General features: G+C 48.0%; 19 protein-coding genes, 1 other RNA gene and 1 other annotated feature. Of the genes, 18 read left to right on the forward strand and 2 right to left on the reverse strand.

The window, feature by feature from the left end; genetic code table 11:
• Positions 1-61: 61 nt before the first annotated feature.
• From M1E03_RS07035 to dtd, 7 genes are all read left to right on the forward strand, one after another.
• The gene (locus M1E03_RS07035) at positions 62-358 is read left to right on the forward strand and encodes a post-transcriptional regulator (RefSeq protein ID WP_023855396.1); all 297 of its coding nucleotides are present in this window, start codon (positions 62-64) and stop codon (positions 356-358) included.
• Between the two features lie 36 nt (positions 359-394).
• Complete coding sequence (gene secDF, locus M1E03_RS07040) at positions 395-2,620, forward strand: protein translocase subunit SecDF (protein ID WP_026579145.1); 2,226 nt, start codon at positions 395-397, stop codon at positions 2,618-2,620.
• Between the two features lie 151 nt (positions 2,621-2,771).
• Positions 2,772-3,065 carry a LapA family protein gene (locus M1E03_RS07045; protein WP_023855393.1) on the forward strand — a complete coding sequence of 98 codons (294 nt, stop codon included), beginning with the start codon at positions 2,772-2,774 and terminating at the stop codon, positions 3,063-3,065.
• 71 nt (positions 3,066-3,136) lie between these two features.
• Positions 3,137-5,485 carry a single-stranded-DNA-specific exonuclease RecJ gene (gene recJ / locus M1E03_RS07050; RefSeq protein ID WP_026579146.1) on the forward strand — a complete coding sequence of 783 codons (2,349 nt, stop codon included), beginning with the start codon at positions 3,137-3,139 and terminating at the stop codon, positions 5,483-5,485.
• A gap of 17 nt (positions 5,486-5,502) precedes the next feature.
• The gene (locus tag M1E03_RS07055; RefSeq protein ID WP_023855391.1) at positions 5,503-6,015 is read left to right on the forward strand and encodes an adenine phosphoribosyltransferase; all 513 of its coding nucleotides are present in this window, start codon (positions 5,503-5,505) and stop codon (positions 6,013-6,015) included.
• A 169-nt stretch (positions 6,016-6,184) separates the two neighbouring features.
• Entirely contained in the window at positions 6,185-8,386 is a 2,202-nt protein-coding gene (locus M1E03_RS07060; protein ID WP_023855390.1) for a RelA/SpoT family protein, read from the forward strand.
• Positions 8,387-8,399: 13 nt separating this feature from the next.
• Positions 8,400-8,843: a D-aminoacyl-tRNA deacylase gene (dtd, locus tag M1E03_RS07065; protein WP_035338452.1), complete on the forward strand. Its 444-nt coding sequence runs from the start codon at positions 8,400-8,402 to the stop codon at positions 8,841-8,843.
• 27 nt (positions 8,844-8,870) lie between these two features.
• On the opposite strand, the gene M1E03_RS07070 is transcribed toward dtd, so the two are convergent.
• The gene (locus M1E03_RS07070) at positions 8,871-10,442 is read right to left on the reverse strand and encodes an SH3 domain-containing protein (RefSeq protein WP_035338449.1); all 1,572 of its coding nucleotides are present in this window, start codon (positions 10,440-10,442) and stop codon (positions 8,871-8,873) included.
• A gap of 142 nt (positions 10,443-10,584) precedes the next feature.
• On the opposite strand from M1E03_RS07070, the gene M1E03_RS07075 reads away from it, so the two are divergent.
• From M1E03_RS07075 to M1E03_RS07095, 5 genes are all read left to right on the forward strand, one after another.
• Entirely contained in the window at positions 10,585-10,749 is a 165-nt protein-coding gene (locus tag M1E03_RS07075; RefSeq protein WP_023855388.1) for a YrzK family protein, read from the forward strand.
• A 54-nt stretch (positions 10,750-10,803) separates the two neighbouring features.
• Positions 10,804-11,043, forward strand: a binding site (T-box leader).
• A gap of 80 nt (positions 11,044-11,123) precedes the next feature.
• Positions 11,124-12,398 (forward strand): histidine--tRNA ligase, encoded by a 1,275-nt coding sequence (gene hisS / locus M1E03_RS07080; RefSeq protein WP_023855387.1) that lies wholly within the window; start codon positions 11,124-11,126, stop codon positions 12,396-12,398.
• A 14-nt stretch (positions 12,399-12,412) separates the two neighbouring features.
• Positions 12,413-14,191, forward strand: a complete 1,779-nt coding sequence (aspS, locus tag M1E03_RS07085) for an aspartate--tRNA ligase (RefSeq protein WP_023855386.1) — start codon at positions 12,413-12,415, stop codon at positions 14,189-14,191.
• 68 nt (positions 14,192-14,259) lie between these two features.
• Positions 14,260-14,456: non-coding RNA, 6S RNA (gene ssrS / locus M1E03_RS07090), on the forward strand.
• Between the two features lie 154 nt (positions 14,457-14,610).
• Positions 14,611-15,375, forward strand: a complete 765-nt coding sequence (locus tag M1E03_RS07095; protein ID WP_025811059.1) for a tRNA threonylcarbamoyladenosine dehydratase — start codon at positions 14,611-14,613, stop codon at positions 15,373-15,375.
• Between the two features lie 145 nt (positions 15,376-15,520).
• Here the strand turns inward: M1E03_RS07095 and M1E03_RS07100 are convergent, their stop codons facing one another.
• Positions 15,521-16,786 carry a replication-associated recombination protein A gene (locus M1E03_RS07100; protein WP_023855383.1) on the reverse strand — a complete coding sequence of 422 codons (1,266 nt, stop codon included), beginning with the start codon at positions 16,784-16,786 and terminating at the stop codon, positions 15,521-15,523.
• Positions 16,787-17,293: 507 nt separating this feature from the next.
• On the opposite strand from M1E03_RS07100, the gene cymR reads away from it, so the two are divergent.
• The 6 genes from cymR to M1E03_RS07130 all read left to right on the forward strand — a co-directional run bounded on the left by cymR (position 17,294) and on the right by M1E03_RS07130 (position 23,840).
• Positions 17,294-17,710 (forward strand): cysteine metabolism transcriptional regulator CymR, encoded by a 417-nt coding sequence (gene cymR, locus M1E03_RS07105; RefSeq protein WP_023855382.1) that lies wholly within the window; start codon positions 17,294-17,296, stop codon positions 17,708-17,710.
• A 20-nt stretch (positions 17,711-17,730) separates the two neighbouring features.
• Positions 17,731-18,870 (forward strand): cysteine desulfurase family protein, encoded by a 1,140-nt coding sequence (locus tag M1E03_RS07110; RefSeq protein ID WP_079289161.1) that lies wholly within the window; start codon positions 17,731-17,733, stop codon positions 18,868-18,870.
• Positions 18,871-18,975: 105 nt separating this feature from the next.
• Entirely contained in the window at positions 18,976-20,094 is a 1,119-nt protein-coding gene (gene mnmA, locus M1E03_RS07115) for a tRNA 2-thiouridine(34) synthase MnmA (RefSeq protein ID WP_039072892.1), read from the forward strand.
• 94 nt (positions 20,095-20,188) lie between these two features.
• The gene (locus tag M1E03_RS07120) at positions 20,189-20,839 is read left to right on the forward strand and encodes a tetratricopeptide repeat protein (RefSeq protein ID WP_025811062.1); all 651 of its coding nucleotides are present in this window, start codon (positions 20,189-20,191) and stop codon (positions 20,837-20,839) included.
• A 51-nt stretch (positions 20,840-20,890) separates the two neighbouring features.
• Positions 20,891-23,287, forward strand: a complete 2,397-nt coding sequence (gene recD2 / locus M1E03_RS07125; RefSeq protein WP_458110797.1) for an SF1B family DNA helicase RecD2 — start codon at positions 20,891-20,893, stop codon at positions 23,285-23,287.
• Positions 23,288-23,375: 88 nt separating this feature from the next.
• A complete protein-coding gene (locus M1E03_RS07130) occupies positions 23,376-23,840 on the forward strand; it encodes a PRC-barrel domain-containing protein (protein ID WP_023855377.1) in 465 nt (154 codons plus the stop codon).
• Positions 23,841-23,845: the final 5 nt, after the last annotated feature.

The raw sequence follows: 23,845 nt of genomic DNA on the forward strand, positions 1-23,845 counted from the left end.
CATACATCGTCCAAGCATGACAAGTCTCTCTGAAAAAATGTGAAAGGAGCGTGGCTTTGGCATGGGCAAACATCCGGCTGATCTGTACAAGGATCATTTAAAACCCTTTCTTCACAGCAAGACGGAAGAGTTCAGGATACTCGGTTATGACGATATTGAAATAGAGGAATTGTGGTCATACTTATTGAATAAGAAATGGAAGAAAAAGAAGGATGTTCAAATTCATCAGCTCGCCGGTGATATTTTATCTGTGAAAATTGGCGAATTTATGAACTATGCAACCGTAGAATCGTTTAAAACGTCTAATTTACTCGACAGCAAAGAAGGGCAGAATATGCTCGATGAGCTGCTGAGGTAGCCGTAGATTTTGGTTGATTTAAGGAGGAAATACATAATGAAAAAAGGACGCTTGATTGCGTTTTTCCTTACCGTTCTCTTGATCGGTACGGGACTGGGAATGTTCACGAAGCCGGCTGCAGACAGCATCAGCCTCGGCCTTGACCTTCAGGGCGGTTTTGAGGTTCTGTATGAAGTCCAGCCTGCCAAACAGGGCGACAAAATTGACAGGGACGCCCTCATCAGTACGGTTGAAGCACTGAACCGCCGGGCGAATGTGTTGGGCGTCAGCGAACCGAACATTCAAATCGAAGGAAACAACCGGATCAGGGTTCAGCTTGCCGGCGTCGACAACCAGAACAGGGCGCGGGAAATCTTATCCACACAGGCTCAGCTTACGTTCAGGGATACGAATGACAAAGAGCTTTTGAACGGTTCAGATCTTGTCGAAAACGGTGCTAAACAGTCGTTCAAGCAGGACACAAATGAGCCGATCGTGACGATCAAGCTGAAGGATGCCGATAAATTCGGCGAAGTGACAAAGAAAGTGCTCGATATGAAGCCGAACAACCAGCTCGTCATCTGGCTTGATTACAAAAAAGGCGACTCCTTTAAAAAAGAATCGCAAAAAGCGGATCATAAATACATCTCCGCTCCGAATGTCAGCCAGGTGCTGAACACGTCAGACGTAATGATTGAAGGAAACTTTACGATTCAGGAAGCAAAAGATATGGCGAGCATTTTAAATGCGGGCGCTCTTCCTGTCAAACTCGTTGAAAAGTATTCGACATCCGTCGGCGCGCAGTTTGGGGAGCAGGCTTTGAATGATACCGTGTTTGCGGGAATCGTCGGTATTGCTATTATTTTCTTATTTATGCTTCTTTATTATCGCTTGCCTGGTTTTGTCGCGGTCATTACGCTTTCTGTCTATATCTACATTACACTGCAGATCTTTGACTGGATGAATGCGGTTCTGACCCTTCCGGGGATCGCGGCTCTTATTTTGGGTGTCGGGATGGCGGTTGACGCAAACATCATTACGTACGAACGCATAAAAGAAGAGCTGAAGCTCGGCAAATCGGTACGCTCGGCTTTTAAAGCAGGAAACAGAAGATCATTTGCAACGATCTTTGATGCCAATATTACGACGATGCTTGCCGGAATCGTGCTTTTCATATTTGGTACGAGCTCTGTCAAAGGCTTCGCGACCATGCTGATCCTATCCATTTTGACAAGCTTTATTACAGCTGTCTTCCTGTCGCGCTTCCTGCTCGGCCTGCTGGTCGAAAGCCGCTGGCTTGACCGGAAAAAAGGCTGGTTTGGAGTGCGCAAAAAAGACATCCTGGACATCAGCAAGACAGACGAAAATACTGAGCCTCCGACTCCGTTTACCAAATGGGATTTCGTCGGTAAGCGTAAATGGTTCTTCGTATTTTCCGGGATTATTTTGGCTGCGGGAATTGTCATTCTGCTTGTTTTCAGGCTGAACCTTGGCATCGATTTCTCCAGCGGATCAAGGATCGAAGTGCAAAGCGACCACAAGCTGACGAGCGAAGAGCTGAAAAAAGACTTTGAAGAGGTCGGGTTGACAGCCGATTCAATCGTTCTTTCGGGTGATGATCAAAAACACGGCGTCGCCAGATTTGTCGGCGTTCCGGATCAGAAAAAAATTGCCGAAGTGAAGGATTATTTTAAAGATAAATACGGCTCGGAGCCGAACGTCAGCACAGTATCACCGACCGTCGGAAAAGAGCTGGCGAGAAACGCCCTCTATGCGGTGGCCGTCGCGGCTCTCGGGATCATCTTGTATGTTTCGATCCGCTTTGAATATAAGATGGCAATTGCGGCGATCGCTTCGTTGCTGTACGATGCATTCTTCATCATCGCGGTCTTCAGCATTACAAGGCTCGAGGTGGATATTACGTTTATCGCAGCCGTGCTGACGATTATCGGTTATTCGATCAACGATACGATCGTAACGTTTGACAGAATCAGGGAACAGGTGAAAAAGCGCAAGCCGAAGAGCTTCAGCGATTTATCGCATATTGTGAATCTGAGCTTGCAGCAAACGTTCACTCGTTCGATTAATACGGTGCTGACCGTCGTCATTGTGGTCATTGCGCTCCTCATTTTTGGCGCAGCATCGATTACGAACTTCTCTGTCGCGCTGTTAATCGGGCTGTTGAGTGGAGTGTATTCATCGCTCTACATCGCAGCTCAAGTATGGCTTGTCTGGAAAGGGCGCGATCTGAAAAAGCCGAAGCGCAAGCCTGCAGGAGAATAAATCGAGGACTGCCCGTACTGCCGGGCGGTCCTTTTTTGGTTTGAAAGAAAAAAGTTGTTTTGGCGGCTTTCTATCGATCTTCTTTTTGTTTAAAATGGGAGCAGAGCGGGAAAATAACGCTAGAAAACGACGCGAATGGAGAGAGTATCTCATGAACAAACAATGGACGTTAATCTCTGCACTTATTTTTACATTAATTGTTGCAGTTTTCGCGGTCATTAATGTCGAACCGGTGAAGGTTGATTTTCTTTTTGGAACGGCAGAATGGCCTTTGATCCTGGTCATTTTGGTATCGGTATTGATGGGGGCGCTCATTATCGGCTCGGCCGGCGCTTTCCAGATCATGCGGCTGAAAAAAGAGCTGAAGGCGCTCAAGAGAGAAGAACGGGTAAAGTATCCTGAACTTGAAGCCGAATCGGCGGCCCCTGAAAATCAGAAAGACTAGAAAGATTGCACGAAATAAATTGAATCCCCTCATGCTGCTCTAGTATAATAGTGTGGTTGAGGGGTGAATTTATGTTAGCGTCAAAAATGCGTTGGGACGTGCAAACGCCCGACAAAGAAAAGGTGGAGCAGCTCGCCGGAAGATTAGGCATTACTCCCCTTGCCGCCTCATTGCTTGTCATGAGAGGTTACGATACAGCCGACAAAGCATCTTCATTTTTAAATGGCAAGGATGCAGTTTTTCACGATCCTTATCTGCTGAAAGATATGGAAAAAGCTGTACAGCGAATCAAACAGGCAATTTCAGATCAAGAAAAGATTATGATTTACGGCGATTATGATGCGGACGGTGTGACAAGCACGACTGTCCTTTTGCAAATGTTGAAAAAATGTTCAGCACAAGCCGATTTTTATATACCTGACCGCTTTAAAGAAGGGTACGGCCCGAACGAAGCGGCCTTTCGCGGGATCAAAGAATCAGGCTATTCATTGATCATCACAGTTGATACAGGCATTGCCGCCGTTCATGAAGCTGAAGTCGCTAAAGAGCTTGGCGTCGATTTGATCATTACGGATCACCATGAGCCGGGACCCGTTTTGCCGGATGCCTATGCGATCATTCATCCGAAGCAGCCGGGCTGCGGCTATCCATTTAAAGAGCTTGCCGGCGTCGGTGTCGCATTTAAGCTAGCCCACGCTTTGAACGGAGAGCTCCCGGAAGATTTGCTCGACCTTTGTGCGATCGGCACGATTGCCGACCTTGTGCCGCTTCATGATGAAAACAGGCAGATTGCCAAGCGCGGCATGGAACAGTTCAGGAGAACGAAGCGCCCCGGATTAAAGGCGCTGACCAAAATTGCCGGAGCGGAGATACATAGTGCGGATGAAGAGACCATCGGTTTTCAAATTGCGCCCCGCTTAAACGCGGTCGGCAGAATTGAACAGGCTGACCCGGCCGTTTACCTCCTGAACACAAAAGACGAAACAGAAGCGGAAGAGCTGGCCGAAGATATCAACGCCTTGAACAAGGAGCGCCAAAAAATCGTCAATCAGATGACAGAGGAAGCCGTTCAGATGATCGAGGAGGAAGGGCTTGACCGGCCGGTGATCGTCGCGGCGCGGCCGGGCTGGAATCCCGGTGTCGTCGGAATCGTGGCTTCAAAGCTTGTCGAGCGGTATTACAGGCCCGCCATCGTTCTCGGTATCGATGAAGAAAAAGGCATTGCCAAAGGATCTGCGCGCAGCATCAAAGGATTTGATTTATTTCAAAATCTCTCGGAGTGCCGGGATATTCTCCCGCACTTCGGCGGGCACCCGATGGCAGCCGGAATGACACTCAACCTGGAAGATGTTTCGGCACTAAGGGAGAGAATCAACCGTCAGGCTGAAGCGGTTCTGACCGAGGAAGATTTTATTCCCGTTCAAGACGTCGATTTGTGCTGCCGGCTCGAAGATATCACGGTTGACAGCATTGCCGAAATGAACATGCTGGCGCCGTTCGGCACGGGAAATCCGAAGCCCTTCGTCCTTGTCAGCGACGTTAAAATTGATGATTCCAGGAAAATCGGCGCCAACAAGAATCACTTGAAGCTTGTGCTGGCAGACGGCGAGAACAAGCTTGATTGCATCGGATTTTATAAAGGCGCTATCGAAGACGGGATCGTTCCTGGAGCAAAGATCTCGATTGTCGGGGAACTGTCAATTAACGAGTGGAATAACAGAAAAAAACCGCAGCTGATGATCAAAGATGCGGCCGTCAATGAATGGCAGCTGTTTGATCTGCGGGGAAAACGGTCATGGGAAGAAAAAATATTGCAGCTGGATCCTGCGAAACGGGCGTGCATCTGCTTCCGTGAGGAAACCAAAGCGAAGCTTGCGGGGACAGGCCTTGAAGAAGAGCTGACCGTCATCAGCGGTCCTGAAGATGCAGAGCGTCTCGTCCTTGAGAGCCGCTATGCGGTATTTATAGATATTCCGCCGTCGCTCGACATCTTTGACCAAGTGATAAAAGGCAAAAAACTGGAGCGCATTTATCTGATTTTTTATCAATCAGACGAACATTTTTTCTCAACATTTCCAACTAGGGAATATTTTAAATGGTACTATGCTTTCCTCCTGAAAAGAGGTTCTTTTGACTTGCCGAAATACGGCGGGGAGCTTGCCAGGCATAAAGGCTGGACAAAAGACACAATTGATTTTATGACAAAGGTGTTTTTTGAGCTCGGTTTTGTTACAATAGAGAATGGTGTTTTATCTGTTGTTTATCATGCCGAAAAGCGCGATCTGACAGATTCTGAAACCTACCGGGAAAAACAGCGCCTGATTGAATTGGAGCAAAAGCTCATTTATTCTTCGGCGGATGAGCTTAAACAGTGGCTGGATAAGCGGATGGCGGAAAACGCCGTCGCTTATAAAGTATGAGGAGGACATGAAGACAGATGGATTTGAAGAAGTATGTGACAATTGTGCCGGACTACCCGAAGGAAGGCGTACAATTTAAAGATATTACAACATTGATGGACAAAGGTGACGTCTATCGCTACGCGACAGATCAAATTGTAACGTATGCGAAAGAAAAAGAGATCGATCTTGTCGTTGGACCTGAAGCGAGAGGATTTATCATCGGCTGCCCTGTCGCATATTCGCTTGGGGTAGGATTTGCGCCTGTCCGCAAAGAAGGCAAACTGCCGCGTGAAGTCATCAAAGTCGACTACGGATTGGAATATGGAAAAGATGTCCTGACCATCCATAAAGATGCCATTAAACCGGGGCAGCGCGTCTTGATCACTGACGACCTGCTTGCAACCGGCGGGACGATCGAAGCAACGATCAAGCTGGTTGAAGAGCTTGGCGGCGTCGTAGCCGGAATCGCTTTCCTGATCGAACTGACATATCTTGAAGGAAGAAATAAACTGGACGGATATGATATTTTAACCTTGATGCAATACTAAACAAATTTTATACTATAAAAAGCACTCATAAAAAGCGGGTGCTTTTTTTCCTATTCATATAGTATTCCGGGGCCGGCAAAAGTCCTTTTGAATTTCTTCTCTTTACATCTGTGACATTTTTCTTGATAATAATTACAATACAGTTTTCAATTATAAAAAAGGTGATTCCATGGCGAACGAACAAGTATTAACCGCTGAGCAAGTCATTGAGAAGGCGAAAAGTTACCTTTCCGATGAACATGTTGCTTTTATAAAAAAGGCTTATCAGTACGCGGAAGACGCACATCGCGAACAATACCGCAAATCGGGCGAGCCGTATATTATCCATCCGATCCAGGTTGCGGGTATCCTCGTCGATTTGGAAATGGACCCCGCCACAATAGCGGGAGGATTTCTCCATGATGTGGTGGAAGATACGAGCGTAACGCTTGAAGATTTAAAGGAAGCATTCAACGAAGAAGTTGCGATGCTTGTCGACGGCGTCACGAAGCTTGGGAAAATTAAATATAAATCACAGGAAGAACAGCAGGCAGAAAATCATCGGAAAATGTTTGTGGCTATGGCTCAGGACATCCGCGTCATTTTGATCAAGCTGGCGGACCGCCTTCACAACATGAGAACCTTGAAGCACCTGCCGCAGGAAAAGCAGCGCAGAATTTCAAATGAGACGCTTGAAATATTTGCTCCGCTGGCTCATCGCCTTGGGATTTCAAAAATAAAGTGGGAGCTTGAGGATACCGCTTTACGCTATTTAAATCCGCAGCAATATTACCGGATCGTCAATTTGATGAAGAAAAAGCGGGCCGAAAGGGAATTGTACGTCGAAGAGGTCGTAAACGAAGTGAAAAGCCGCGTCGAAGAGGTCAATATTAAAGCGGACTTTTCCGGCCGGCCGAAGCATATTTACAGCATCTACAGAAAGATGGCGATGCAAAACAAGCAATTCAATGAAATTTACGACTTGCTCGCAGTCCGGATCCTCGTCAACAGCATCAAGGACTGCTACGCGGTTCTAGGCATCATTCATACATGCTGGAAGCCGATGCCGGGCAGATTTAAAGACTATATCGCAATGCCGAAGCCGAACATGTACCAGTCCCTCCACACCACCGTCATCGGGCCGAAGGGGGATCCGCTGGAAGTCCAGATCAGGACGTTTGAAATGCACGAAATTGCGGAATACGGAATCGCGGCCCACTGGGCTTACAAAGAAGGCAAAAATGTCAATGAAGATTCAAGCTTTGATAAAAAGCTTTCCTGGTTCCGCGAAATTTTGGAATTTCAAAATGAGTCGAGCGATGCCGAAGAATTTATGGAATCTCTAAAAATCGATTTGTTTTCTGACATGGTGTTCGTTTTTACGCCGAAAGGGGACGTCATTGAATTGCCGTCAGGCTCTGTGCCGATCGACTTTTCGTACCGGATCCATTCAGAAATAGGCAATAAAACGATCGGGGCGAAAGTAAACGGAAAAATGGTCACGCTTGATTACAAGCTGCGCACAGGGGATATCGTAGAAATTCTAACATCCAAGCATTCGTACGGTCCGAGCCAGGACTGGATCAACCTTGCGCAGACATCTCAGGCTAAGCATAAAATCCGCCAGTTCTTTAAAAAGCAGCGCAGAGAGGAAAACGTCGAAAAAGGCAGAGAACTGGTTGAAAAAGAAATTAAAAACCTGGACTTTGAAGTGAAGGACGTCTTAACTGTCGAGAATCTGCAGAAAGTCGCCGACAAGTTCAATTTTGCCAATGAAGAAGACATGTATGCCGCAGTCGGCTATAACGGCATTACAGCCGCTCAAGTTGCAAACCGTCTGACGGAAAAAGAACGGAAAATCAGAGATCAGGAAGAACAGGTGAAAAGCGTTCAAGATGTAACACCTGAACCGAAACCTTACCAAGGGAAAAAACGCGAAGCGGGTGTTCGCGTCAAAGGCGTTGACAACCTTCTGATCAGACTGTCAAAATGCTGCAACCCCGTTCCGGGAGATCCGATCGTCGGATTCATTACAAAAGGCCGTGGTGTATCCGTCCATCGCGAGGACTGCCCGAATGTTTTAACAAATGAAGCGCTCGACCGGCTGATTCAAGTAGAATGGGAGCATGAGCCGCAGACGCAGCGGAGAAAAGAATATAACGTCGAAATCGAAATTCTCGGCTATGACCGCCGCGGCCTTCTTAATGAAGTTCTTCAGGCCGTTAATGAGACAAAAACAAATATTTCATCTGTGTCAGGTAAATCGGACCGCAATAAAGTGGCGACGATCCATATGGCCATCTTCATTCAAAATATTAATCATTTGCATAAAGTGGTTGAACGGATCAAACAGATCAAAGATATCTACTCCGTGCGCAGGGTGATGAATTAGGAGGAAAAGCGTCATGAGATTAGTTGTTCAGCGCGTCACAGATGCAAGCGTTTCGGTAGGAGGCGAGACTGTCGGTCAAATCGGCCTCGGCTTGATGGTGCTTGTCGGCGTGACGCATGAGGATACGAGCGAAGATGCCGCATATTTAGCAGAAAAGCTAGTCAATCTGCGGATTTTTGAAGATGAAGGCGAAAAGATGAACCTGTCGCTTTTAGATGTCGGAGGCTCCGTTTTATCGGTTTCTCAGTTTACCTTGTACGGCGACACGAAAAAAGGAAGGCGGCCGAATTTTACAAAAGCGGCAAAACCCGATCAGGCGCTTCAATTATACGAGGAGTGGAACAGCATGCTTCGCGCGAAAGGCGTTGCTGTCGAAACGGGAAGATTTGGCGAAATGATGAATGTCAAGCTGACAAATTCGGGTCCCGTCACCTTTATTATGGATTCGAAAGCATAAAAAAGCTCCCATTTGGGAGCTTTTTTATTAGTTAAAATAGTTTTCTAAGCCGCTTCTAATGCCGTCTGTCACTCTTTCTCTATAAGCGTTCGTGCTGACAACCGCTTCTTCTTGAGGATGGCTCAAGTAGCCGAGTTCAAACAATGCGGCGGGCTGTTTATTTTCTCTTAATACGAAGTAGTCCCCGAATAATACGCCGCGGCTAGGCAGAGGCGAGTGTTTTTCGATCTCGGACTGAACGTCTGCTGCGAGCTTCCGGTCTTTTGACGGGCTGTAGTAATAGGCGGTATTTCCCCTTACGGACGCGTTTGCAAAACTATCATAATGAATGCTGATAAAAGCGTCGGCGTTTCGGTAATGAGAGGTCGCGACCCGCGACTGAAGGCTGACGAAAGAATCGTCATTCCGCGTCATATAGACGTTGACGCCATCGGCTCTCAGTTTCGCGGCAAGAAGCGTTGCTGTTTTGATGGTCAGCCGTTTTTCGAGCGTCCCCCGCGTTCCGATTGTCCCGCTGTCATGTCCGCCGTGTCCGGCATCGATGACAACCGTTTTATTTTTGATTGTGCCGCTCGCGCTTGACCGCTTTGCCAAAGGCGGTGCTGCGCTTTTCGAATCTCCGGCTGAGCCAGACTGGTCAGCGGTCTGAACGACCCAGTTTGCCACATAGGCGGAATCGCCGTTTGACAGTTTGATTTCATACCAGTCGCCTTTTGCAGAGACGATCGGGTAAGACTCGCCTTTCCCTGCGCGCTTGACGATCGCTGAGGATGTCGAAGGCCCGCTTCTAACATTTGTGCCTTCATACACGATGGTGGCCTGCTGTTTTGACCCGGAGCCGCTGCTTGTTTCCGAAGTTCCGCTTTTCTGTTTGGGTCCTTCGAGAATATAGTGGCTTGCGACCCAGCCCTTTTGACCATTAAATTCGATTTCATACCAGCCGTGCTGTTCGTTTAAAATCGTCACACTTGCATTCCGTTGAAGCGACGCAATAATCCGTCCTTGATGGGAAGCTGTGCTTCTGACATTTAAGGTGGATACGCCGACCGTTCCTGATTTTGTTGATGAAGCGCGTGATGAAGACGATTGAGACTGTTTTGCTCCTGAACCTTGATTGACATAGTCTGAATGGACCCAGCCAGTGATGTTCTGATAGGAAATCTTCACCCAGTTTCCGTCGGTCTTTAGCAGGTCAGCCTGTTCTCCTTCAGGGAATACGCCTTGGACTTCATATGAAGTGCCGGGGCCTTTTCTGATTCTCAGGTTTGCTTCGGAAGATGTGACTTTTCCCTCCGCTGAATCAGAGCCGTTGGAGACTTGGCTTTTTTTCTTGATCAGCCAGGATACAACCCATCCTTTTTGTCCGCCGTTCAGCTGGATCTGGACCCAATCCCCGCGCTCTTCAAGAATCGGATAGCTTTCATTCCGGCTGACGACGCTGACGATTTCATGGCTCAGTCCGGGTCCGCTCCTGACATTGATTTCATCGGTGGCAATCACGGCTTCCCCGATGGCTGCAGAAGCTGTGTTTGACGATGTATAAAAGGCTGCTTGTGCTGCCAGCATCATCGATAGGATCAATACTGTTCTTTTTTTCATATTGTTACCCATCTCCTCCTTTCGGTAAAAAACTTGGAACACTACTTCTTCTTCTATATCGTATATTCCTTGCCGTTTTTTTAATAAAATGAAAATGATTTGTTTATACTATAGAAAAAAGATATCAAAAGGATGTTGTTGTGTGAGGTATAATCAAAGAATGGGCAGAGCGATCCATGAGCAAGATGCAAATCTGCATCTAAAGGATCATGCGGATCCGGAGCAAGCCGGCTTTATGGAAGAAACGGCGACTGAGCTGGGGCTCGCGTCCAAAGAATCAATTCAGAATAAAAAGAACCGCAAATAGGGTTGACATGCACACTTAACACTCGTATTATAATATAAATTAGTGTACATATGAGTTGAACTGAAGATGGAGAATAGTAGGCAAGAGTACGTGAAAAGAGAGGAACCGCCCTGGGCTGAAAGCGGTCTGCACGGTATCTTGACCGAATGAACACTCCGAAGGTTTCCCGCTGAAAGCCCGGCAGAACTTGCGAGCAATTAGGCGGCGGACGTGAACCTGCGTTAAAGGCATGAGCGGGAACGGGTTGATCGTTCCAACTAGGGTGGCACCACGGGTATAACTCTCGTCCCTACTATTGGTTTTATAGTAGGTTCGGGGGTTTTTTTATTTCCATAAATGAAAAAAAGCATTTAAGTCATGAGGAGGATTTAAAAATGGGATTTAATATTCCAAGGGGAACACAAGATATTCTCCCAGGAGAATCGGAACGCTGGCAATACGTCGAAAAGATTGCGAGAGAAACGTGTCATGCGTATCAATATAAAGAAATCCGGACACCTATTTTTGAACATACAGAACTATTTTCCCGCGGGGTGGGAGAATCGACCGATATCGTACAAAAGGAAATGTACACATTCGCTGACAAAAAAGGAAGAAGCCTGACGCTTCGTCCTGAAGGCACTGCATCTGCAGTACGCTCTTTTGTGGAAAACAAACTTTTTGCTAATCCGGTTCAGCCGACGAAACTTTACTACATCGGACCGATGTTCCGCTATGAAAGGCCGCAGACAGGCCGCTACCGCCAATTTTATCAATTCGGCATCGAAGCGATCGGTTCGAACGATCCGGCGATTGACGCGGAAGTCATTGCCTTGGCGATGAGCGTATACCGGAAAGCGGGTCTCAGCAATCTGAAGCTGGTCATTAACAGCCTCGGCGACAAAGAGAGCCGAACCGCTCACAGAGAAGCGCTGATCCGCCACTTTGAGCCGAGGATCGACGAGTTTTGTTCAGACTGTCAAAAACGGCTCCGACAAAATCCGCTGCGGATTCTGGACTGTAAAAAAGACAGGGATCATGAACTGCTGAAAACCGCTCCTTCTATTCTTGACTACTTAAATGAAGAATCCAAAGCCTATTTTGCGAAAGTGCAGCAATATCTGACCGACATCGGCATTGCGTTTGAGGTCGATCCGAACCTGGTGAGAGGTCTTGACTATTACAATCACACAGCTTTTGAAATCATGAGCAATGCCGAAGGTTTCGGAGCGATTACGACGCTTGCTGGCGGAGGGCGCTATGACGGCCTTACCGAGGAGTTCGGCGGACCGAAAGCGCCGGGCATCGGCTTTGCAATGAGTATCGAACGTCTTCTCGCCGCACTTGACGCGGAAAATGTGAAAGTCGGAGCGGATGAAGGCATTGACTGCTATATCGTGACACTTGGCGACAAAGCCAAAGACTATTCTGTATCCCTCCTTTATAAATTGAGAGAAGCAGGAATTTCCGCCGAAATCGACTATGAACAGAAAAAAATGAAAGGCCAGTTTAAATCCGCCGACCGTCTCAATGCGAAATATATCGCTGTTTTGGGCGAGGATGAACTGAGCCAAAATCAAATGAATGTCAAAGATGCGAAAACAGGAGATCAACAGGCCATCGGCCTTGATGAATTCATCCATTTCTTGAAAACAAACACTGAAAGTTAAAGGAGAGGACCGCTTTGTTTGGACGAACATATTATTGTGGCGAAATAACGGAGAAGGCGATCGGAGAATCCGTCGTTTTAAAAGGATGGGTTCAAAAAAGACGCGATCTCGGAGGCTTGATTTTTATTGATTTGAGAGACCGCACCGGCATTGTGCAGGTTGTATTTAATCCCGACGTTTCCAAAGACGCCCTTGAAACAGCTGAAAGCATCCGCAGCGAATATGTGCTTGACATTACAGGAAAAGTCGTTGCCCGTGAAGAAGCAACAGTCAATCCGAACTTGAAAACCGGGAGAATCGAAATCCAGGCGGAATCGGTCAATGTGCTGAGTGCGGCCAAAACGCCGCCTTTTGCGATCAGCGACCAGGCTTCAGAAGTGTCTGAAGACATCAGGTTGAAGCACCGCTATCTCGACTTGCGCCGACCGGAGATGTTCAACACCTTAAAAATGCGGCATAACGTTACAAAAGCCGTCCGCAGCTTCCTTGATGACAACGGCTTTATCGATATTGAAACACCGGTGTTGACAAAAAAAACGCCTGAAGGAGCGCGCGACTATCTCGTGCCGAGCCGCGTCCATGAAGGAGAATTTTACGCGCTGCCGCAGTCTCCGCAGCTTTTCAAACAGCTGTTGATGGTGTCCGGCTTTGACCGCTATTATCAAATCGCCCGCTGCTTCAGGGACGAAGATTTGCGCGCCGACCGCCAGCCGGAGTTTACGCAGATCGATATCGAAATGTCATTTATGAACCAGGAAGACATCATGAAGCTCGCTGAAGAAATGATGGCGAAAGTCATGCTCGAAACGCACGGTGTGGACATTTCTCTGCCGCTGCCGAGAATGTCATATCAGGATGCGATGAACCTTTACGGATCCGACAAACCGGATACCCGCTTTGACATGCTTTTGACCGATGTATCAGAAAACGTAAAGGATTCCGATTTTAAAGTGTTTGCGTCAGCTGTGGCAAACGGAGGCGCGGTTAAAGCGATAAACGTTAAAGGCGCTGCATCTAAATATTCGCGGAAAGACATTGACGCACTCGGCGAATTCGCCGCAAACTACGGGGCGAAAGGGCTGGCATGGCTGAAAGCCGAAGCGGACGGACTGAAAGGCCCGATTGCGAAGTTCTTCCAGGACGAAAAACAGCAGGTGCTCATTGAAGCGCTTGACGCGAAGGAAGGGGACCTCATCCTCTTTGTCGCAGACCGGCTGGAAGTCGCCAATGACGCGCTCGGCGCGCTGCGCTTAAAGCTCGGAAAAGAATTGAATCTGATCGATGAAAGCTTGTTCAACTTTTTATGGGTCGTTGATTGGCCGCTTCTTGAGTATGATTCAGAAGAAGGACGTTTCTATGCGGCACACCACCCGTTCACGATGCCTGTCCGGGAAGACCTTGATCTGGTCGACACGAATCCGGAAGACATGAAAGCGCAAGCCTATGATCTTGTCTTAAACGGCTATGAGCTGGGCGGCGGATCAATCCGTATTTTTGAAAAAGATGTTCAGGAGAAAATGTTTGCGCTTTTGGGTCTATCTGAGGAAGAGACGAAAGAGCAGTTCGGCTTCCTGCTTGAAGCGTTTGAATACGGGGCTCCCCCGCACGGCGGAATCGCGCTCGGCCTTGACCGGCTTGTGATGCTGCTCAGCGGCCGCACCAACCTGAGAGATACGATCGCATTCCCGAAAACGGCAAGCGCAAGCTGTTTGTTGATGGAAGCACCTAGCGAAGTGGACAGCGCCCAGCTCGATGAGCTGCACCTGTCAATCAACCGCAAAGTTCGACAGTAAATTGTAAAATATACGGCTGTACATCCCATTGAAAATCAAAGGGACGTATGATATCATTTTTAACAAATAAAGTCCTGATGTGTTTGTTGTACACCTAGTTTTGACCGAACATTTTTTTACTTGGGAGTTCGACGTTTCCAAATGGAGCAAATGCCTCTTATCACTCGTGTGCTCAGGAGGACTTGCAAAGTTTGGAACAGAACACCCACCTGCCGAGAGCGGGATCAAAACGAAGGAATACGACAACGGCACAATCGGGACTTTTTTTGTGCTTGAAAAGGCCTTTTTCGGCCATACATAGGATAATCTATGAGGCGAAGCGAAAAAATATGACGGGAAAATGAAATAGACCGCTTGTTTAATCACCCGATTATGATAAGATACTATCGGTAACTGTTAATAAAGATGGAGTGAGATTCTTGTTACATCAGTTTTCACGCAATGAATTAGCGATTGGAAAAGAAGGTTTAAATATTTTAAAAAACAGCACGGTCGCCGTTTTGGGCGTCGGCGGGGTCGGCTCTTTCGCCGCGGAAGCGCTCGCCCGTTCTGGTGTCGGCAGAATCGTGATGGTCGATAAAGACGATGTTGACATCACCAATGTCAACCGTCAGCTGCCGGCTTTACTTTCAACGGTAGGACAGCCGAAAGTTGACTTAATGAAAGCGAGAATCGCCGATATTAATCCTGAGTGTGATGTCATCGCTTTAAAAATGTTCTATACCGAAGAGACGTATGAACAGTTTTTTGCTTATGAACCGGATTATGTAATCGACGCGTCAGATACGATTCATTATAAAATTCACTTAATGAAAGAGTGCCTGAAGCGGGACATCAACATCATTTCAAGCATGGGAGCGGCCAATAAAACAGATCCAACAAGGTTCCAAGTGGCCGATATTTCAAAAACCCACACCGATCCGATTGCAAAAGTCATCCGGACGAGGCTTCGCAAGGAAGGCATTACGAAAGGCATTAAAGTCGTCTTTTCTGACGAAAGCCCGATCGTGATCCGCGAAGACGTACGCCAAATCGTCGGAAATGACGAAGCGAAAATTCGCAAAGCGCAGATGCCGCCGTCTTCGAATGCTTTTGTTCCGTCAGTCGCAGGCTTGATCATGGGCGGCCATGTGATCATGGAGCTTTTGAAAGATATCCCGATCAAAAGGGTGAAAGATAAGTAATACAAAAATGACGGCAACGGTGCTGTCGTTTAAGATTGTTGACAAAATCTCAAAACTAAAAGCCGTTTTGGGATTTTGTCATCCTTTAAAGCCAGTGTAAGAATAAACAGCCTGTTCCCCATATGAAAAGGGAACAGGCTGTTTATTATTTTTGTTTCATCAGCTTGTCATATACTTGTTTCAGCGCGAGCTCAAATTTTCCTGTCTGCTTCGGCTGATAGTAAACTTTGTTTTTCAGCGGATCAGGCAGGTACTGCTGTTTGACCCAGCCGTTCTCGTAATTGTGCGGATATTTGTATTCGACGCCTCTGCCAAGCTCTGCGGCTCCTTTATAATGGGCGTCTTTTAAATGGTTCGGCACATCGCCGATCTTTCCGGAGCGGACGTCTGACAGCGCTTCGTCAACCGCAAGGATCGCCGAGTTTGATTTAGGAGACAGGCAAAGCTCGATCACGGCGTTGGCGAGCGGAATCCTTGCCTCCGGAAATCCGATTCGTTCCGCCGTTTGAATAGCTTGAAGCGTTCTTCCTCCAGCCTGCGGACTCGCCAGGCCGATATCTTCATAGGCGATAACAAGCAGCCTCCGTGCAAGGCTTTCCAAATCCCCCGCTTCAATGAGCCTTGCCAGATAATGAAGTGCCGCATTGACGTCAGAGCCTCTGATCGATTTTTGGAAAGCGGAAATGACATCATAATGCGCGTCTCCATCTTTGTCGTGGACAAAGCTTTTTTTCTGCAGGCATTCTTCTGCGATTTCCAATGTAATGCGGATGGTTCCTTCGCTGTTTTCCTTTGTGGACAATACGGCAAGCTCGAGCGCATTCAAAGCGGAGCGGACATCGCCGCCGCAGCCGCGGGCCATATGGTCAAGGGCTTCATCGTCGAGGGCAACATCATACGAACCGAGGCCTCTGTGTTCATCCTCAAGTGCCCGTTTAATGGCCGCTTTGATTTGTTCAGAGTCTAATGGCTGCAGCTCGAAAATCTGCGTTCTGCTTCTGATCGCCGGATTGATCGCATGGTACGGGTTGGCTGTCGTCGCCCCGATCATAATAATCATGCCGTTTTCCAAATACGGAAGGAGAAAGTCCTGCTTGCCTTTGTCAAGCCGGTGCACTTCATCAAGGATTAAGATGACCTGCCCCGACATTTTGGCTTCGGCGGCAACGGCTTCCATGTCCTTTTTATTATTGATGACAGCGTTCAGCTTTCGGAAAGCGATGCTTGTGCTGCCGGCAATCGCCGTGGCGATCGACGTTTTGCCGATGCCCGGGGGGCCGTACAGAATCATCGATGAGAGGTGTTTGGCCTGCACCATCCGATGAATGATCTTTCCTTCTCCGACCAGATGATCCTGGCCGAGAACCTCTTCGATTTTTGTAGGGCGCATTCGAAATGCGAGTGGTTTCATGATTGATCTCTCCCGAATGTATTCTTTTTATAGAGTAACGGAAAAAAGACGATTAGAAAAGAAATGAATATGGCAAGCTGAATATAGGGCCGAAAATGAAAGTTTATATAAAGTGTGCTATAATAACCTGTAATCTATCAGAAGGGCAAGGCTGGAACCTTGCCTTAACCGAGTTTTTAATATATAACAGATGCTTAAAAACCAACAGCCGGCTTGCACCGGTAATTTCATTTGGAGAACGGCTTATGCCTTGTTAGGATGTGCCGGACGCCTCCTGCGTCCGAACGGGACTCGGCTGCGTGCTTTTTCCTCCTTCGAGGAACGCCGAGTGCTTCGTCTTGGTGAGAAAGGAGACTCGGCTAAAGGCTTTCGCGTCCTGCGAGGAACGCCGAGTAGCTTTGTCCTGGTGAGAAAAGGAGACTCGGCTAAGAGCTTTCGCGTCCTGCGAAAAACGCCGAGTACCTTCGTCCTGAAGGCATGATTTATTATAGGTTAGAGGTGTTTATTTTGAAAATATCAACTAAAGGCAGATACGGGCTGACGATTATGATTGAGCTTGCTAAAAAGCATGGGGAAGGCCCGACTTCTTTGAAAAGTATTGCTCAGACAAACGATTTATCGGAACATTATTTGGAACAGCTTGTTTCACCTTTGCGGAACGCAGGGCTTGTGAAAAGCATCCGCGGCGCGTACGGCGGCTATATTCTGGGTGACGAGCCTGAGGCGATTACGGCGGGCGATATCATTCGCGTTCTGGAAGGACCGATCAGCCCGGTGGAAGTACTTGAAAATGAGGAGCCGGCAAAGCGCGAGCTGTGGATCAAGATTCGCGACGCTGTCAAGGAAGTGCTGGACTCCACGACGCTTGAAGACTTGGCCAGCTATACAGAGGGCGAGCAAGAAGCGTATATGTTTTACATTTAAGATCGAGGTGTAATGGTAGGATGGAACGGATTTACTTAGACCATGCAGCGACTTCTCCGACTGACCCACGGGTAGTGGAAAAAATGCTGCCTTACTTAACGGAAAACTTCGGAAACCCTTCAAGCATTCATTCCTTTGGGAGGGAGAGCCGAAAATGGCTTGACGGCACGAGGGAGATGATCGCTCGGGAAATCGGAGCGCATCCCAATGAAATCGTTTTTACGAGCGGGGGAACCGAAGCCGACAATATGGCGATTCTCGGAACCGCGCTGGCGAGAGAGCAGCAGGGCCGCCACATCATCACGACAAAGATCGAGCACCACGCCGTTCTGCATACGTGCAACAGGCTTGAAGAAATGGGATTTGACATCACATATCTTGATGTCGACGAAAGCGGAAGAATCTCCGCTGAGCAGGTGAAAGACGCGCTGCGGGACGATACCATCCTGGTGACGGTAATGTATGGAAACAATGAAGTGGGAACGATTCAGCCGATAGATGAGATCGGCGATCTGCTAAAAGACCATCGGGCGCTGTTTCATACAGATGCGGTACAAGCCTTCGGCTTTTTGCCGATTGATGTGCAAAAAAGCCGCATCGATATGATGTCAGTCTCCGGACATAAACTGAACGGGCCGAAGGGGACAGGCTTCTTATACGTCAACGAAAAGGTGAAGCTCAGCCAGCTGCTTTTCGGAGGAGAGCAGGAACGCAAACGCCGGGCGGGAACGGAAAATGTCCCGGGAATCGCGGGACTCGGTGAAGCCGTTTTGCTGTCAGGTCAGGAAAGAGAAGAAAAATCGGCGCTTTACCGCCGGTTTAAAGACATCGTCATTCGTACGCTGAAAGCAGATGGCGTCTCCTTCGATGTGAACGGCAGCAGAGAGCACAGCCTGCCGCATATTTTAAATCTGTATTTTCCGGGAGTATCTGTTGAATCGCTGCTCGTTAATCTCGATATGGCGGGAATTGCAGTATCGAGCGGATCGGCGTGCACGGCCGGATCTGTGCTTCCGTCTCATGTTCTCTCCGCCATGTTTGGCGAGGAAGATGACCGGCTGACGTCATCCATACGGATCAGCTTCGGCTTTGGCAATACAGAGGAGCAGGTGGAGCGGGCCGCGAAAGAACTTGCGGCAATTGTTCAGCGCCTGTCATAAGTGCCGGGAAGCGACGCTCCGAGCTAAAGATTCGCATCTTGCCCGAAAATGATGATATGATCTGAAAGGACAAGTTTTTGAATTGATTTATTGGAGTTGATGAAAATGACGAAGCGGCCTGAAGATACACGGGTGGTCGTCGGAATGTCCGGAGGCGTTGATTCCTCTGTGGCGGCTTTGCTTTTGAAAGAGCAGGGCTATGATGTCATCGGAATTTTTATGAAAAACTGGGATGACACAGATGAGAACGGTTTTTGCACAGCGACGGAAGATTACGAAGATGTTATAAAGGTATGTAATCAAATCGGAATTCCGTACTATGCGGTAAATTTTGAAAAGCAGTATTGGGAAAAGGTTTTTCAATATTTCCTTGATGAATATAAAGCGGGCAGAACGCCGAACCCGGATGTGATGTGCAACAAAGAGATTAAATTTAAAGCCTTTTTGGAGCACGCTTTGTCGCTTGGAGCCGATTATTTGGCCACCGGCCACTATGCGCGGGTCGACCGTACGGACGGACGTGTTAAAATGCTCAGAGGGCTGGACGAAAATAAAGATCAGACCTATTTTCTTAACCAGCTGACAGAAGAGCAGTTAAGCAAAGTGCTGTTTCCGATCGGCGAGCTTCAAAAAAGCCGCGTCAGGGAAATCGCAAAAGAAGCGGGGCTTGCGACAGCTTCCAAAAAAGACAGCACAGGCATCTGCTTTATCGGAGAACGGAACTTCAAAACGTTTCTCAGCCAGTACCTTCCAGCACAGCCGGGAGATATGCGGACGATGGAAGGCGAATTCAAAGGCCGCCACGACGGTTTAATGTACTATACGATCGGACAAAGGCACGGCCTCGGCATCGGCGGAAGCGGAGACCCTTGGTTCGTCGTCGGTAAAGACCTTGAAAAAAACATCTTGTATGTTGACCAAGGATTCGACAATCCGCTTCTTTTCTCCGATAAGATCACGGCGACAAACGTAAGCTTTGTGCATGACGGCGTCTTCGGCGGTGAAGAAGAGCTCAACTGCACGGCCAAATTCCGCTATCGCCAAGCCGATCACGAAGTCACTGTCAGAATGACCGGGACAGATGAAGCAGAGGTCGTCTTTAAAGAGCCGGTCCGCGCCGTTACGCCGGGACAAGCGGTTGTCTTTTACAGAGGTGAAGAATGCCTAGGCGGCGGAACGATTGATGATGTGTTTAAAGACGGACAACAACTTTGGTATGTATAAAACCGGGGCTCTGGATAACACCCCGGAGCTTCTCGAACGGCTGCCGGCAATGTCGGCGGCCTTTTTAAAATAGTTCGTGAAAGGGAGAGGGCTTTTGGATTACAATCAAATTGGAATAGATGCTATGCAAAAAGGCGACTTTGAAAAAGCCGCAGAAGCCTTTACAAAGGCAATTGATGAAAACAGCGGCGATCCGGTGCCTTATATCAACTTTGCCAATCTGCTTTCGGCAGTCGGGGAACTGGACAGGGCGCTTAAGTTTTACGACCGGGCGGCTGCTTTGGACGAGAAAGCGGGAGCAGCTTATTATGGAGCCGGGAATGTCTATGTCATGAAAGAACGGTATCAAGAAGCGAAGGACATGTTTGAAAAAGCGCATCGGACGGGCATGGAAAACAGCGACTTATATTATATGCTCGGGACGACGCTTGTGAAGCTTGAGCAGCCGAAGCTCGCGATGCCGTATTTGCAAAGGGCCGCTGAGCTGAACGATACGGATGTCGAAGCCCGTTTTCAATACGCAATGTGCCTTGCCAATGAAGGGATGCTGGACGAAGCGATCACGGAGTTTTCAAATGTAACAGAGCGCGATCCGTCCCATGCAGATGCTTTTTATAATTTAGGCGTTGCCTATGCGTTTAAGGAAGATCGGGAAACCGCGCTTGCCATGCTGAACAAGGCGCTGGACATTCAGCCGGACCATATGCTCAGCATTCGCGCCAAGCAGCTTTTGGAAGAAGCTTGATTGATCAAGGGCCGTCATAACGGATTTTGAATGGAGAGGGGGAGAACAGTGATGCAGCGCCATAACCCGGACCAAATTGAAATGGAAGAAGCTTCATTTGTAAAAGGAACGGTTGCGGCTGTCATTTATCATAATGAAACAAACCTGTATACCGTATTAAAGGTAAAAGTGGAAGAAACATCGGAGTCTTTTGAAGACAAAACCGTTTCTGTCACCGGTTACTTTCCTTTGATCCATGAAGACGATATCTACACTTTTTACGGAAAAACCGCCTCCCATCCGAAATTTGGCCTGCAATTTCAAGCGGATCATTTTAAAAAAGAAGTGCCGACAACGAAAGAAGGCGTGATCCAATACTTGGCCAGCGATTTATTTGAAGGAATCGGCAAAAAAACGGCCGAGGAAATTGTTAATAAGCTTGGGGAAGGTGCGATCAACAAAATTTTAAGCAACGGCGCCGTCCTGTATGATGTTCCGAAGCTCTCCAAAAAAAAGGCGGATAAGCTTGCCGCTGCCCTGCAGCAGCATCAGGGGCTCGAACAGATTATGATCTCCTTGAGCGAATTCGGCTTCGGCCCCCAGCTGTCCATGAAAATTTATCAGGCGTATGAAGCGGAAACGCTTGATAAAATCCGCGAAAATCCGTACCAGCTTGTCAAGGATGTCGAAGGAATCGGCTTTATCAAGGCGGACGAACTGGGCGGCAGAATGGGGATCTCAGGCAAACATGAAGAGCGGATCAAGGCGGCGATTTTATACACGGTTGAAGCGACATGCCTTCAAGAAGGGCATACATACATAGACACGAGACAGCTCATCATCGAGACGCAAAAACTGTTAAACCAGTCTGCAGGTGATGAAAAAGTAACCGAGATGGATGTGGCGGACGCGATCATTTCTTTAGGGGAGCAAAAAGAGCTGTTCATTGAAGATGAAAGGTGTTATTATCCGTCCCTTTACTACGCTGAACAAAGCTTTGCCAAAAGGGTGCAGAAAATCGCCGGACAGACCGAATACGATGACCAGTTTCCCGAATCGGAATTCCTGCTCGCTTTAGGGGAGCTTGAAGAACGGATGAAAGTGCAGTACGCGCCAAGTCAAAAAGAAGCGATTCAAAAAGCGCTGATGTCGCCGATGCTGCTTTTGACAGGCGGACCGGGAACCGGGAAAACGACCGTCATTAGGGGAATCGTCGAGTTGTACAGTGAGCTGCACGGCTTAAGCTTAAATCCGGCTGATTACAAAAAGGATGAAACGTTTCCGTTTGTGCTCGCAGCACCGACCGGCCGGGCCGCTAAGCGGATGAGCGAGTCGACCGGGTTGCCGGCCGTAACGATTCACAGGCTTCTCGGCTGGAATGGAGCCGAAGGATTTACGCACGATGAAGACAATCCGATTGACGGACGGCTGCTCATCATTGATGAAACGAGCATGCTTGATATATGGCTCGCCAACCAATTGTTCAAGGCGATTCCCGACCGGATTCAGGTCATCATGGTCGGAGATGAAGACCAGCTTCCGTCCGTCGGTCCCGGACAGGTGCTGAGGGATCTTTTGGCATCGAATGTCATTCCTTCTGTCAGATTAACCGATATTTACAGGCAGGCTGAAGGCTCTTCCATCGTTGAACTGGCGCATGAAATGAAACAAGGAAAGCTTCCGGAAAACTTGACCGCGCCGACAAAAGACCGTTCTTTCATTCGCTGCCGCCAGCAGCAGATTAAAGAAGTCGTCGAAAAAGTCGTCAAAAACGCGCTGCAAAAAGGGTATTCGGCCAGGGATATTCAGATTTTGGCTCCGATGTACAGGGGAGCAGCCGGTATCAACGAGTTAAACGCGCTTTTGCAGGGCATCCTGAATCCCCCGAAGCCGAAAGGCAGGGAAATGAAGTACGGCGATGTCGTGTACCGTACCGGGGATAAAGTGCTTCAGCTCGTCAACCAGCCGGAACACAACGTGTTTAACGGTGATATGGGTGAGATCGTCTCGATTTTTTATGCAAAAGAAAATACGGAAAAAGAAGATATGGCCGTCGTCTCTTTCGACGGGAATGAAATCACCTTTACAAAAAAAGATTTTAACCAATTTACGCACGCCTATTGCTGTTCAATCCACAAATCGCAGGGCAGCGAATTTCCGATCGTCATCCTTCCGGTTGTCAAAAGCTATTACCGGATGCTGAGAAGGAACTTGCTTTACACGGCCATCACAAGAAGCAAGAAATTCCTGATTTTGTGCGGGGAAGAGGAGGCCCTTGAATGGGGCGTGAAAAATAAGGAATCATCGGAAAGGCAGACATCGCTTAAAAGAAGGCTTCAGCAGGCGGCGCATGAAGAGGATGAAGAGCTCATGGCGCTGCAAAAAGAGCTGCCTTTTAGCGTCTATGACGCCAATATCGGGATGGAAGGCATTACACCTTTTGATTTTATGGAAAAGGAAGCAGAATAAGTGTTTTTCATGGAATCCATTTCATCGTATGAGTCGCGTCGCAACAGCAGATCATAAGAATGTTCGTAAAAAGGTGGTTGATCACACTTTGAGAACATGCAATGAGCTGGAAGGACTCAATGTTTACGACAGACAATCTTCTCTCCCGCTTGGGGTGGTAACAGATATCTGTTTTTCCAATGAAGGGACATGTCTCGGATTGATTATGGAAGAGAAGCGGCGCTTTTACAATCCTCGTTCGCTTCTTCCGCTTCCCGCTGTCACCGAAATCGGACGTGACAGCGTATATGTTGATTTCACCGAATTCAAGCCGATGCAAATTCCGAAGCAGAGTCTTTCTTATGACCAGATGAAACAAAAAATGGTCAAAAACGGAGCAGGAGATACGCTGGGCATGCTGGAAGATGTATACTTTTCTTCCGACACGGGCATAATCGTAGCATATGAACTATCAGACGGTTTTTTTGCCGATTTGTCAGGCGACAAAAAGCAGATTCACTCATCTGGGGAACCGCTTGAAGTAGGCAGAAGCACAATCGTCTTGAACGAATAAGAGGT

The organism is Bacillus sp. PK6-013, assembly GCF_054161445.1.

What these genes read in the sequence shown, in the direction of transcription:
- recD2 (WP_458110797.1), top strand. Translation starts at nt 20,891, where the DNA reads ATGCAGCGCCATAACCCGGACCAAATTGAAATGGAAGAAGCTTCATTT.
- M1E03_RS07035 (WP_023855396.1), top strand. Translation starts at nt 62, where the DNA reads ATGGGCAAACATCCGGCTGATCTGTACAAGGATCATTTAAAACCCTTT.
- dtd (WP_035338452.1), top strand. Translation starts at nt 8,400, where the DNA reads ATGAGATTAGTTGTTCAGCGCGTCACAGATGCAAGCGTTTCGGTAGGA.
- M1E03_RS07070 (WP_035338449.1), bottom strand. Translation starts at nt 10,442, where the DNA reads ATGAAAAAAAGAACAGTATTGATCCTATCGATGATGCTGGCAGCACAA.
- secDF (WP_026579145.1), top strand. Translation starts at nt 395, where the DNA reads ATGAAAAAAGGACGCTTGATTGCGTTTTTCCTTACCGTTCTCTTGATC.
- recJ (WP_026579146.1), top strand. Translation starts at nt 3,137, where the DNA reads ATGTTAGCGTCAAAAATGCGTTGGGACGTGCAAACGCCCGACAAAGAA.
- M1E03_RS07100 (WP_023855383.1), bottom strand. Translation starts at nt 16,786, where the DNA reads ATGAAACCACTCGCATTTCGAATGCGCCCTACAAAAATCGAAGAGGTT.
- M1E03_RS07060 (WP_023855390.1), top strand. Translation starts at nt 6,185, where the DNA reads ATGGCGAACGAACAAGTATTAACCGCTGAGCAAGTCATTGAGAAGGCG.
- M1E03_RS07045 (WP_023855393.1), top strand. Translation starts at nt 2,772, where the DNA reads ATGAACAAACAATGGACGTTAATCTCTGCACTTATTTTTACATTAATT.
- hisS (WP_023855387.1), top strand. Translation starts at nt 11,124, where the DNA reads ATGGGATTTAATATTCCAAGGGGAACACAAGATATTCTCCCAGGAGAA.
- M1E03_RS07055 (WP_023855391.1), top strand. Translation starts at nt 5,503, where the DNA reads ATGGATTTGAAGAAGTATGTGACAATTGTGCCGGACTACCCGAAGGAA.
- M1E03_RS07110 (WP_079289161.1), top strand. Translation starts at nt 17,731, where the DNA reads ATGGAACGGATTTACTTAGACCATGCAGCGACTTCTCCGACTGACCCA.
- mnmA (WP_039072892.1), top strand. Translation starts at nt 18,976, where the DNA reads ATGACGAAGCGGCCTGAAGATACACGGGTGGTCGTCGGAATGTCCGGA.